Below are 12420 nucleotides of genomic sequence, written 5' to 3'. Positions count from 1 at the left end.
AGAGGGGTCAGGCCTTCGGCGCCAGGGCATTAAGTTCTTTGCGCAGCTCGTCGCTCAGGGATGGATCTTTTAAAATACTTTCGAGCTCTTTCCGGAAAGTTACGTTATCCAGCAGATTAGACTTGAGGTCGCGCAGCAGATTACGCATGGCCAGCATGGCGCGCAGCTGGGGAATTTGACGGGCAACCTGCTCCGGCTCGAAGTCTTTCATTTCTGAAAACGCGAGACGGATATTTTCTTCAGAGCCATCACCTGCCAGCGTATTTTTTACCGTGATGTTTAAGGAGGGATTAAATTCAGCAAGAACGCTGTTGAAGTTATTTTTATTGATGTTTATTTTTTCGCGTTCTGACAGCGGGCGGTGCTCCTGACCGTTGCTGTAATCGCCGACCACCACCAGCTTCAGCGGCAGCTCAACACGCCTCTGCACACCGCCGGTATGCAACGCTAACTTAATATTGACACGGGCTTTAGGTATTTCATTCTGAAACGAGCTTGACACAACCAACTCCTTTTATGACGTGCGGGGCAAATCACAGACGGCAGAAAACGCGCTCAGTGATCCAAACGTTAAAACAGGAAAGAAATGTCGGAGGAAGATAGCATTTCAGCCAGGTCAGATAAATAAGGCTATTCTTAGGGCGATTTATAAAAATTTGGAGTCATGCCGCAAATAATTTTCACACTTTCTTTTATTGCAAGGCGCTCCGTTGTTAATTATTCAAACCACATATTTATTAGCGTTTAAAGCGCATATCTAAGGCGCATATAACGTCTAAATAATTCATGCCATAAATAGCACTCTGAAAATAAATCTTACAATTAATACGCTGTTTATCACATTATCTTTTAATGGACATGATTTTTATGAATCAAAACCGATAAAGCCTTGCATATAAAGATCACTAAAAGCCCTGATTCAAAAAGCAATATCCACCACCAGCGTGTCGGTGTAGCTCCCGGCGGGCGGCGTCGTCTGGGTGGTTAACACTTTCGCGACGTAGTTATAGCTGCGCAGCAGCCCGTCGCTGCTGACGGCGGAAGAGGCCGCGCTTGCCCAGCGCTCTGCCCCGACGCTGCCCCAGCGGTCAGTGCCGTTGGACTTGTAGATCTCGTAGCTCATAAAGTTTGCGCCGCTCGCCATGCGCCGCTGCGAACCGCTGGCGTTATTGCCGTTGCTCACCCCCACCGTATAGCTGCTGCCCTTGGTGCAGGTGACACCCACGGTCTGGGAAACGCTCTTGAAGTTTTGCACCAGCGGCGCGCTGTCGAAGCTGACGGCGGGCGCGGTAATGGCGGTGCAGTCATTGGTGACGGTAAGCGTGAGCGTGGTGGTCGGCGAGCCGTTGCCCGACTGGTAGGCGAGGCAAACCGCCACGCCCAGGCTGCAAATATTCCAGTCGATGCGGAAATTGAGCACCACCTGATACGGCCCGGCGCTGACGTTCTGCCCGGCCACGGTGCGGTAGTAGATCGGCAGGTCGTAGCGCTTGCTGGTCAGCAGGCCGAGCAGCGTTGAGCCGCTCCAGACGTAGGTGCCGCCGACCGCCACCTCGCTGTTACCCGCGCACGCCGCCTGGCCGCAGACCACCACCGGCACGTTATCGGTATTTGCCGGCTGGTCGGTGCGCCGCAGCGATGCGCGCGTGCCGGTCGCCGCAGGGGTTGCGCCCAGATAGGTCAGCGTAACGCTATCCGATGTCAGCAGGTTGAGCACCGTATCGCAGCTTAGGGAAAACGTCGCCGAGGTGGACTGCACCGTGGTGTTGACCACGAACGAACTTTGCGTCCCGAACGCGCCGGTGTTTGAGCCGCTCAGCGTGCAGGCGGCGCGCAGCGGCGAGGCCGCGCAGAGCAAAATCAGGCCGATAAGCCAGGCATATCTAGCCATTGCCACGCTCCCAGCGGCAGACCAGCGGGCCGTAGGTATTCAGCCTGTGGTCGCGGGTTTTGCCGAGCGTCAGCGTGGTTTTGCACAGCCTGCCTTCCGGCGTGGTGACCGTCAGCGTGTTAACGTCGCTCAGGTTTTCCAGATACGCGATGCCGTCGTAGCCCACGGGCACCGGCGTTTGCAGCGCGCGATAGACCTGGCTGGATACCGGCAGCGGCCTGCCCGCCTCGTCGTGCAGAATAACGCTCGCCACGCGCTGCTGCTCCATCGGGAAATCAAGCAGATATCCCGAATGGCGCTTCAGGGCGATTCGCCGCTCGGTCTGCTTAAGCGCGGTGTCCGCCGGGAGATTCAGCGTGTTGATGCTGTAGCTCGCGGGGTAATAAGACGACACGCCGCCGATCAGCAGGTAGCCCTTATCGTCGGTGACGCCCATCGGCTGGTTTTCATAGTTGACCGTCACGTCGCGGTGCCCGTCGGTGCTGACCACCACAAAGGCGTCGTTGATGCGGTTGGCGGCAAACAGCGCATTGTCCATCATCACCAGCGAACCGGTCATTTCGCCCCACTGGGTGTAGCTATCCCGCTGGCCATACGCCCCGCCCTGCAGTTCGACCTTATTATTGCGCCAGCCCAGCGTCGCCTGCTGATAGTCGTCGTCCCGGCTTTGGTGGGCGTAGGCCATGTTCCAACTGAATCCGCCCTCGCTGGGCATCGCGTGGCTGTAGTTGACGCGCTGCGTGCTGCCCGCGTCCGGGGTGTTTTCCACGCTCAGGGCAACGTTGTCCTGGGTGCCGAACGGCACCTGGAGCGACAGCGCGACCGACCAGCCGCTGGCGTCCGGATCGTGGCTTGCCGCCAGGTAAAAGCTGCTGTTGCCCCACAGGTTTTTGCTCCACGACAGGTTAAGCAGCCGCGTTTTTTCATCATCGAAGCTGCGCACGTCGATCCACGCCGCGCCGACGTTGCCGTAGCGGCCCATATTAAAGGAGAGCGAATACTGATCCGTGCTGCGGCTGAGGCTGGCGATGGGCTGATGATTGTCGTCGTACAGATCGGGCGAGTCGTAGAGCGCGAGGTTACCAAATCCCCGGTCGCGGTGGCTGTGCTGGGTGCCGACGTTGAACCAGCTGGTGTTGTACTGATAGCCCCAGTTCACCTGCTGCCCGCCCGCGCCGCGCATTTCGCTGCGGGAGTAGGCGCCGTTGACCACGCCCAGGCTGCCGAGTTTGACCAACGTGCCTAGCCCGCCGAGCGCCAGCGACTGCGCGCCCTCCGCGTGACTTTCCAGCGTCCAGTATTCGTTAACGCCGTAGCGGTAAGAGCCGCTGGCGACCGCCGGGCCGTAGGAGAAGTTTTCCACGCCGTAGTCCCGGCGCAGGCTGCCGAGAGTGATTGCCCCGTCGCTCAGGCCGGGCTTGAGCAGTTCGCTGGCAACGTAAAACGGCAGCGTGGTGGAAACCTGACGGCCAAGTGCGTCTGTGGTGACCAGCACCGCATCGCCGGAGCCGTTGACGTACGGCATATTGGTGAGGGTAAACGGCCCCGGCTGGAGCTGGGTGCTGCCGGTGCGGTAGCCGTTGATAAACACGTCCACGGTGGACGGCACCGCCGCCTCGCCGGAGAACGCCGGGAGCGGATAGGTGATGAGGTCGGGGCGCAGGGAAAAGTCGCGCCCGAAGGATACGCCGCCGACGCGCACGCTGCTGCTCCAGCTCAGGGCGTCGCTCACCACGTCCCCCGCCGACCAGCTCACCACGTCGTTTTCGTCGGTGCCGGTAAGCGTCGTGTCGTAGCGGCGGTAGCCTTCATTGCCGCCGCTGCCGGAACCTGAAAAATTCTCGCGAAAAATGCCCGTGCTCGAAAGGCTATAGCTGCCGCTGAACATGCGCAGCTCGTGCCACGCCGAGGCCTGGCTGCCGCCGTTTTGGGTGTTGCTGGCATAGATGTCGTAGTTGAACAGCGCGCCGGTACCGCCGAGCGGCTGAACCCGGGGATCGCGCGTGCCGAGCGCATACGCCTGATTCGGCAGCCAGTCCGACGGGACGTTGAGCAGCAGCCGCTGCCCGGCGCTGTCGTAGGTGGTTTTCACCAGGGGGAGCGCGGATACGTTAACGTTGCCGTGCGGGAGCCTGTCGCCGGGCAGCCCGGCGCGCTGTAAATCGGCGCTGGCGACGTAAAACTGCCCGTTGCGCTGGGTCACCGGCACCACCTGCCCGCTGTCCCACTGGTTAAAAACCAGCGACAGGTGAAAAACCGCCGCGGCGTCGGCCTCGGGTGCCTGCGGCGGAGGCGGCAGCGCATCGTCCCCCTCTTCGGCCCAGGCTCCGGGTGATAAAGAGATCAGCAGCGTCGCCATCGGCAGTAACCGGGTCAGTTGGCCGGAGCGGATTGCCATACATCATCTGGCGCATTGATCGAGGCGGTAAGCCGGGTCGGGCGCGTAAACGAGGCCGGAAGCGGCCACGCCCGCTCGCTGTTCGGCAGCACGTAGCCCATCAGCCCGTCCGCCAGCACGCGCTGCTGGCCGCCCTGGCTCAGGGTGACTTTGCTGAGCCGCACGTGAACGTTACCCCGGTTGCTGACCTGTAGCGCAGGCTTGCCGCCGTCGCTGATAACGCGCCAGGCAAGTTTGGTGGGATCGGTATTGGCATGGTGGCTGGCGGCTTTTTGCGTCGCAATGCCCGCGCCGTAGGAAAACAGAGGAATGGAGTAGCGCATCTGCAGCTTCAGCCCCATCTGCGGCCTGCTGTCGTCCGTCGGCTGGGGGATTTCGTCCACCACGATGCGGTAGGCCTGCTCCTGGCCCACGGGCGCCGTTTTCTGTTTAATGAGGCGAATCAGCTGCTTGCTGCCGCCGCTAATTTTTACGATTGGCGGGCTGGCGACCACGTCCTGCTGCTGCTGATAGCGCTCGTGCCCCCCTTCCTGCTGCCAGCCCACCACGCGCACCTGCATGGTAGTGGCCTCGGTGCCCTGGTTTTGGATCCACAGCTCCGCCGCGTTCGCATCGGCGGCTAAATACGGGTCAATCGGCCAGATCAGCACGTTGCTGGCGGCCCCGGCCTGCATGCAGCCCAGCAGGCCAACGGCGGCGCCGATGCGCCTTATACACTGCTTCATCTCGCTTCTCCCTGATTACCATGACAGGGTCACGGTGAGTTGGTCGGTATAGGTGCCCGCCGGGCTAAAGCCGGTGAGCTGCGCCGCGCCGTATAAGGGCAGCGTGATGTTATTGCTGTTGCTGTAGGTCACCGACACCGGCTGGTTGAGCAAAATTTCACTCGCCGCCGTCAGCGAGCTGGTGGTGTAAAGGCGATACGGCACCGCGTCCGTACTGCCCGCGCGCTTCAGGCGGCGCACCGTGGTGTAATTCTGCCCGCCGTCGATAGCCATGCTGAGCGCCACGCCCGGCGTGCAGGCCAGCGCCAGCGAGCCGTTAGGCACGAACGCCGCGCTGGCAATCCCACTCTCCACGCCGCTGTGGCTGCCAAAGTTAAAGGTGCCAAATACCCCGCCCGTTCCGCTGCTCACCGAGCATCCCGGCGTGATAGTTGCCCCCACCTGAAACGTCCGACTGGTCACCGTCAGGGCGGCGGCGGGCAAGGCGATAAGTACCGCAGATAGCGCAAGGACGTGGATTTTAAGCAAAGCGAAGCCCTCGGCAGTCGCGGCTGCCTGTAATAACCTTTCTTTTATGAACGAATGAAGCGAAGCGTCAGTAGGTCACGCTCACGTTTATGGTGTCGGTGTAGGTGCCCGGTGCCACGGTCACGCTGTTCCCCCCGCCCTGAATGCGGCCATAAACGATGTAGTTATCCACCCCTGCGGTAGTGGACGCTTTGGGAATCGCCGTGTTGTTGGCGATAACGTTCCCGAAGGCGCTGTCGCTGTAGATGCTATAGGCCACGCCCTGAGTGGCGTCGGCGGTGTTAACCAGATAACGGGCCGGCGTGCCCGGCGTGCCGACGATGGTACCCGGCGCCGCGTTAGTGCTGCCGGTCACCTGGACGGTGTAGGTCGCGCCGCTGGTGCACTGGATGCCGAAGCTGTTGCCGCCGGACGCGCCGGTCAGCGTGGTGGTAAGCGTTGAAAAGGTCGCCGGGCTGGTGCCGAAGTTCAGCGTACCGAAGTTAATGCCGTTCTGCGCGGGCGAGCCGTTGATCAGGCAGCCGTTGGTGAGGGTTAAGGTCGCACCGATGGTCCCGCTGCTGGTCACCGCCTGCGCCGCGTTGATGCCCAACAGGCTGCTCCCGCACAGCGCCAGAATCACGATTTTCTTCATAGTGTCGTCCTCAACCTGAATACGTTACGGGTCAACGCCCGAGACATTTAGTGACATTAACTCACTAATAATTAGAAATTTAGTTTAGGGATTTGGAATTAACCAGAGCGACGGGTAACAACCAAACGAATGGCGTATTGACAGCATAAAACCTTAACTATCAATAAATTAACCTTGATTGACCTGAGGGTAAATGCAACGCGAAACAGATATATTCATTAATACGTGAGATACATCACACTTATCCGTTAATGTTTCTTTATTAACAAAAATCATAAAGAGTAAAAAATAGTTGTATTGGCTTCCGCTTTGCTTCAATTTATTCCGTGAATATTTGTTGGACAATTATAAAAATTACATATGGTTCAATAAGTTGCTTTTTTGTTAATTAAAATCACGACAGGGGTTATTACGTAAGTGGCAAGCTCAAACAAACTCACGCTGTTCATTATCTTATTTATGATCGCGGGGATCCTCAGCGGTGCGGCAATTCATGAATACGCCGCCGCCGACACGGTCAAAGGCTACGCAGACAACATCACGCTGTTCACGGATATTTTCCTTCGCCTCATCAAAATGGTTATTGCCCCGCTGGTGTTCAGCACGCTGACGGTGGGCATTATGCGCATGGGCGAAACGTCAACCATCGGTCGCGTCGGCGGCAAGGCGATGGTCTGGTTTGTCTCTTCTTCGGTGCTGTCGATTCTGGTGGGCCTGTTCATCGTCACGCTGCAGCATCCGGGCGCGGGCATGAACCTGCAAATCCCGCAGGGCGACGTGCAGACCGGGCTTGCGGTCAGCGGCATGTCGCTGAAAAGCTTTATCGCCCACACCTTCCCGACCAGCATCGCCGGGGCGATGTCGAATAACGAAATCCTGCAAATCGTGGTGTTCTCGCTGTTCTTCGGTATCGCGGGCGCGTCGCTTGGCGAGAAGTTTAACGCCCCGCTGGTGGCGGCGCTGGATGTGGTTTCCCACATCATGCTAAAAGTGACCGGCTACGTGATGTACGTTGCGCCGCTGGCGATCTTCGCCGCTATTTCGTCGGTGATCGCCACCGAAGGACTGGGCATCCTGCTGAACTACGCGTCGTTTATCGGCGGCTATTATCTGGCGATTGTGCTTACCTGTCTGGTGCTGATTAGCGTCGGCTACATGGTGCTCAAGGGCGAGATTTTCCGCCTGCTGGCGATGCTGAAGGATCCGGTGCTGGTGGCGTTCACCACCAGCAGCTCCGAGGCGGCCTACCCGAAAACGCTCGACCAGCTCACCCGCTTCGGCTGCTCGCGCAACATCGCCTCGTTCGTGCTGCCGATTGGCTATTCGTTCAACCTCGTCGGCTCGATGGTTTACTGCTCGTTTGCCTCGATGTTTATCGCCCAGGCCTACAACATCCACCTTAGCTTCTCGGAGATCGTGGTGCTGATGCTGACCCTGATGCTGGCGTCGAAGGGCATCGCGGGCGTGCCGCGCTCGGCGCTGGTCGTGCTGGCGGCCACCATTCCGAGCTTCAATATTCCGGTGGCGGGCATTCTGCTGCTGATGGGTATCGACCACTTCCTGGACATGGGCCGCTCGGCGATTAACGTGCTGGGTAACGGCGTGGCGACGGCGATGCTGTCGAAAAACGAGGGGCAGATGAAGGAGCAGGTTGAGATTGGGGAAGAGATTGAGGCCTGACCGATAAGGTTTAAACGGCGGATGGCGCAGGCTTATCCGCCCTACAGCTACAGCTTAATCGTAGGGCGGATAAACGTAGTGCCATCCGCCGCTTATTAACCCTTACGCCACGCGGCTTGCGGCCACGTCCACCAGCGCCATCTCTTCGCTGTTTAGCAGCTTCTCGATGTTCACCAGAATCAGCATACGTTCGCCAAGCGCGCCGAGGCCGGTCAGGTATTCGGTCGAAAGCGTCACGGCGAATTCCGGCGCAGGGCGGATCTGCTCGGCGGTAAGCGACAGCACGTCCGACACGCCGTCAACCACAATGCCCACCACGCGCTGCCCGAGGTTCAGAACGATTACCACGGTGTTTTCGTTGTACTCCACGTCGCCCTGGTCAAACTTCACGCGCAGGTCGAGGATCGGCACGATAACGCCGCGCAGGTTGGTCACGCCTTTAATAAACGGCGGCGTGTTGGCGATGCGGGTCACCTGGTCGTAGCCACGGATTTCCTGCACCTTGAGGATATCGATACCGTACTCTTCGTCACCGAGAGTAAACACCAGGAACTCCTGTCCAGACGGCTCCCCGGTTAATTTTGTCACACTGGTTAATGCGTTCATTTGCGTACCTATTTTAGTTATCAGGATGCCAGACGTTGTTCACGGTTTAAGTTTTGCAGCGCGGAAACATCGACAATCAGCGCCACGCTGCCGTCGCCAAGAATGGTCGCGGCAGAGATTCCCGGCACTTTGCGGTAGTTACTTTCAAGGTTTTTCACCACCACCTGATGCTGCCCGATCAGCTGATCCACCAGCAGCGCATAGCGGCGGCCCGCGCTTTGCAGAATCACGACGATGCCCTGAGTCGCCTCGGTTTTCGCCCCTTCCACGTCGAAAAGCTTCCACAGTTCGACCAGCGGCAGATACTCGCCGCGCACCTCAAGCACGCGCTCGCCGCCCGCCAGCGGATGCAGGTCGTCGTCCTTCGGCTGAAGAGATTCCATCACCGCGTTCAGCGGCAGGATGAACACCTCGTCGGCAACCTTCACGGACATGCCGTCAAGAATCGCGAGCGTCAGCGGCAGCAGAATGCGGATGGTGGTGCCCGCCCCCGCCTTCGACTGGATCTCAACGTGGCCGCCCATTTCCTGGATGTTACGTTTCACCACGTCCATACCCACGCCGCGGCCCGACACGTCGGTGACCTGCTCGGCGGTTGAGAAGCCCGGCGCGAAGATAAGCATCCCTACTTCGTCGTCGGACATGCTTTCGCTCACCGCCATGCCCTGCGAAAGCGCCTTGGCGAGAATACGTTCGCGGTTCAGACCGGCACCGTCATCAATGACTTCAATGCAGATGTTGCCGCCCTGATGTTCAGCGGAAAGCGTCAGGTTGCCCACTTCGGACTTGCCGGCGGCGCGGCGTTTTTCCGGGGATTCAATGCCGTGGTCGAGGCTGTTGCGCACCAGGTGCGTCAGCGGGTCGATAATGCGTTCGATGAGACTCTTATCGAGTTCGGTGGAGCTGCCCAGCAGCGTCAGTTCGACCTGCTTGTTGAGCTTGCCAGCAAGGTCGCGCACCAGGCGCGGGAAGCGGCTGAAAACGTATTCCATCGGCATCATGCGGATGGACATCACCGACTCCTGCAGATCGCGGGCGTTGCGCTGCAGCTGGCCCATGCTGGTGATCAGCTCGCCGTGGTTGACCGGGTCCAGCTCGTTGGAACGCTGGGCGAGCATCGACTGGGTGATCACCAGCTCGCCGACCAGGTTAATCAGCTGGTCAACTTTTTCGACCGCAACGCGAATGCTGGTTGATTCTGCGACGCGCGCCGCAGGTTTCTCCGCACGGGCGACCGGTTTTGCAGCCGGGGCGGCAACCGGCGCTACGGCTTCAGACCGTGCCGCAACGGCGACCGGGGCTTTATCTTCGACGATGTCTACCGTAGCGCCTGCGAACGGCAGGAATTCGATCTGCTCTGGCTCAATGACGAAGCACAGCACGGCGCTGATATCGTCGGCGCTGACGCTGGTTTCAAGCGTAGCGGTCACCGAGCTTTCGCCCTTTTCGATATCGCTCAGGGTGCCGAGGTTCGACAGCTCTTCCAGCAGCAGGTCGCGCTCGCTCTCTTTGAGGGCGGTGATAGCCACGCGCAGTTTGCCGTCGCCTGCCGCCGCCGCGTTGGCTGCAGGGACGTCATTTTCTACCACGGTGAGCTTAGCGGGTGCGGCGGGCGCTTCGCCTTTGGCGTCCAGCGCCAGCTGGCGCAGGGCTTTGCAGATGTAGTCAAAGCTCTGGGCGTCCGGCTCGGTTGAGCTTTTATAAGCGTCGAGCTGTTCTTGCATAATATCTTTGGTTTCCAAAAACAGGTTGATAATGTCGGTGTTAAGCTGCATTTCACCGCGTCGGGCCTCGTCGAGCAGGTTCTCCATCAGATGGGTGGTCTCCTGCAGCACGGAGAAGCCGAACGTGCCGGCGCCCCCTTTGATCGAGTGGGCCGCGCGGAATATGGCGTTCAGCTGCTCTGAATCCGGCGCCTCGGGAACGAGATCCAGCAGGTGTTGTTCCATATCGGCCAATAGCTCGTCGGCCTCGTCAAAAAATGTCTGGTAAAAATCGCTGATATCCATACTCACGCTATCACCTCGTACCTGGTTGTGGCGGTAATGTGGTCTGCGCCGGAGCCACGGCAGCAGGTTCTTTCAGAGTGCTTAACGGCTGATTATCGCTCTCTGCGTTTTCATGCACGATGGCTTGCTCGGCCTGTTTGTTCAGCACCAGCAGGCTGATGCGACGGTTTATTGCATCTTCCGGGCCACGGTCGGTTACGCGCATGGTCGAAGCCATGCCCACTACCCGCAGCACCTTGCCATCCGTCAGCCCGCCGTACATCAGCTCGCGGCGCGAGGCGTTGGCGCGGTCGGCGGATAGCTCCCAGTTGCTGTAGCCGCGTTCGCCCATGGCGTACGGCAAGTCGTCGGTATGCCCGGAAAGACTGATTTTGTTAGGAATATCGTTAAGCAGCGGCGCGATGCTGCGCAGAATGTCGCGCATATACGGCTCTACTTCCGCGCTGCCGTTCTTAAACATCGGGCGGTTCTGGCTGTCGATAATCTGGATGCGCAGGCCTTCCTGCACCAGGTCGATTTGCAAATGCGGACGCAGCGCCCGCAGCTTCGGGTCGGCCTCAATGAGCTGGTCGAGCTGGTCACGAAGGCGCTTCAACCGGTTGGTTTCCATGCGTTTTTTCAGCTCGTCGATGTCCGGGCTTTTCTTCACTTCGCCCTGCTGCTGGGTTACATCGTCGCCGCCGCCGGGGATCGGGCTTGAGCTGTCTGCGATGCGCTGCCCGCCGGTAATAGCGGCGCTTAGCGGGGTTTTAAAGTAATCAGCAATTTGCGCCAGCTCTTTTGGGCTGGAGATGGAAATCAGCCACATCACCAGGAAGAAGGCCATCATGGCGGTCATAAAGTCCGCGTAGGCAATTTTCCACGACCCACCGTGATGGCCACCGCCGTGGCCCTTGTGCTTGCGCCGTCTTACGACAACGATGGGATGTGCCTGATTTTTCATACTTCTTCTTCCGTGGCGCGCGCCTGGGCGTTCGGCGAGCGGACGGCACGAACGTGCTCCTCAAGCTCGATAAACGACGGACGTTCGCTGGAATAGAGCGTTTTACGACCAAATTCTACGGCAATCGGCGGCGCGTAGCCGTTGAGGCTGGAGAGCAACGTCACCTTCACGCACTGCATCATTTTGGTGGTTTCAGCGCTTTTCTGGCGCAGCACGGTCGCCAGCGGGGAAATAAACCCGTAGGCCAGTAAAATACCGAGGAAGGTTCCCACCATCGCGTGGGCAATTAATCCGCCAAGCTCTGCCGCAGGCCTGTCGGCAGAGGCCAGGGCGTGAACAACCCCCATTACCGCCGCCACAATCCCGAACGCAGGAAGTGAATCCCCCATTAGCGCAAGGCTATTTGCCGGTATTTCCGCTTCGCTTTCATGGGTTTCAATTTCTTCGTCCATTAAGGCTTCAATTTCGAAGGTATTCATATTTCCGCTGATGATCAGGCGCAAATAATCAACAATAAAATCGAGCATCACGGCGTCGGCTAAAATACGCGGATAGCTGGCAAATATTTCGCTTTCTTTTGGATTCTCGATATCTCTTTCGAGAGAAAACATCCCCTGCTGGCGCGACTTCGCCATCAGGCGATAAAGCAGAGCCATCAAATCCATATACATACTTTTGGTGTATTTCGAACGGCGAAATAGCAAAGGCAGCGCTTTCAACGTGCCCTTAATGGCTTTGCCATTGTTGCCAACGATAAATGCACCGATACCCGCGCCACCAATGATGACAAATTCAGCGGGCTGATAAAGCGCCCCCAGGTGACCACCGGTCATCATATAGCCGCCGAATACTGTCCCGAGTACGACCAGGTAACCTATTAATATCAGCACGAGTCAGTCCTTCTGCTGTGGTGTGTGGCGAGGACTTACAGGTGGCGGCATCACGGCCTGGTATCGGGCAAAAAAAAGCAGCGGTAATCGCTTACCGCTGCTGGAGTGCTCGTACA

The 12420-nt window shown here is 58.7% G+C and carries 11 protein-coding genes; 1 reads left to right on the top strand and 10 read right to left on the bottom strand.

Going from position 1 to position 12420, the window contains the following annotated elements; translation table 11 throughout:
• Positions 1–7: 7 nt before the first annotated feature.
• From tssB to ACSPHG_RS08965, 6 genes are all read right to left on the bottom strand, one after another.
• Entirely contained in the window at positions 8–502 is a 495-nt protein-coding gene (tssB, locus tag ACSPHG_RS08990; RefSeq protein ID WP_435953130.1) for a type VI secretion system contractile sheath small subunit, read from the bottom strand.
• Between the two features lie 417 nt (positions 503–919).
• Positions 920–1891, bottom strand: a complete 972-nt coding sequence (locus tag ACSPHG_RS08985; RefSeq protein ID WP_435953129.1) for a Csu type fimbrial protein — start codon at positions 1889–1891, stop codon at positions 920–922.
• The gene (locus tag ACSPHG_RS08980; RefSeq protein ID WP_435953128.1) at positions 1884–4289 is read right to left on the bottom strand and encodes a fimbria/pilus outer membrane usher protein; all 2406 of its coding nucleotides are present in this window, start codon (positions 4287–4289) and stop codon (positions 1884–1886) included. The genes ACSPHG_RS08985 and ACSPHG_RS08980 overlap by 8 nt, the downstream gene beginning before the upstream one ends.
• The gene (locus tag ACSPHG_RS08975) at positions 4265–5014 is read right to left on the bottom strand and encodes a fimbrial biogenesis chaperone (protein ID WP_435953127.1); all 750 of its coding nucleotides are present in this window, start codon (positions 5012–5014) and stop codon (positions 4265–4267) included. Before ACSPHG_RS08975 ends, ACSPHG_RS08980 begins: the two co-directional genes overlap by 25 nt.
• Before the next feature lie 15 nt (positions 5015–5029).
• Positions 5030–5503 carry a Csu type fimbrial protein gene (locus ACSPHG_RS08970; protein WP_435955983.1) on the bottom strand — a complete coding sequence of 158 codons (474 nt, stop codon included), beginning with the start codon at positions 5501–5503 and terminating at the stop codon, positions 5030–5032.
• 106 nt (positions 5504–5609) lie between these two features.
• Entirely contained in the window at positions 5610–6176 is a 567-nt protein-coding gene (locus ACSPHG_RS08965) for a Csu type fimbrial protein (protein ID WP_435953126.1), read from the bottom strand.
• A gap of 417 nt (positions 6177–6593) precedes the next feature.
• On the opposite strand from ACSPHG_RS08965, the gene ACSPHG_RS08960 reads away from it, so the two are divergent.
• Entirely contained in the window at positions 6594–7856 is a 1263-nt protein-coding gene (locus ACSPHG_RS08960; protein WP_435953125.1) for a dicarboxylate/amino acid:cation symporter, read from the top strand.
• 102 nt (positions 7857–7958) lie between these two features.
• Here the strand turns inward: ACSPHG_RS08960 and cheW are convergent, their stop codons facing one another.
• The 4 genes from cheW to motA are packed head-to-tail and all read right to left on the bottom strand — an operon-like array spanning position 7959 to position 12304.
• Positions 7959–8462, bottom strand: a complete 504-nt coding sequence (cheW, locus tag ACSPHG_RS08955; protein ID WP_435953124.1) for a chemotaxis protein CheW — start codon at positions 8460–8462, stop codon at positions 7959–7961.
• Between the two features lie 20 nt (positions 8463–8482).
• Positions 8483–10471: a chemotaxis protein CheA gene (gene cheA, locus ACSPHG_RS08950; RefSeq protein ID WP_435955982.1), complete on the bottom strand. Its 1989-nt coding sequence runs from the start codon at positions 10469–10471 to the stop codon at positions 8483–8485.
• A 10-nt stretch (positions 10472–10481) separates the two neighbouring features.
• A complete protein-coding gene (gene motB / locus ACSPHG_RS08945; RefSeq protein ID WP_435953123.1) occupies positions 10482–11414 on the bottom strand; it encodes a flagellar motor protein MotB in 933 nt (310 codons plus the stop codon).
• On the bottom strand, positions 11411–12304 hold the full coding sequence (gene motA, locus ACSPHG_RS08940) for a flagellar motor stator protein MotA (RefSeq protein WP_435953122.1): 894 nt from the start codon (positions 12302–12304) through the stop codon (positions 11411–11413). The genes motB and motA overlap by 4 nt, the downstream gene beginning before the upstream one ends.
• Positions 12305–12420 lie beyond the last annotated feature (116 nt).

Origin of the sequence: Dryocola baronae (genome assembly GCF_051297175.1) — a bacterium.
Classification (GTDB): Bacteria; Pseudomonadota; Gammaproteobacteria; order Enterobacterales; family Enterobacteriaceae; genus Dryocola.
This window is presented reverse-complemented; position numbering and strand designations above follow the sequence as displayed.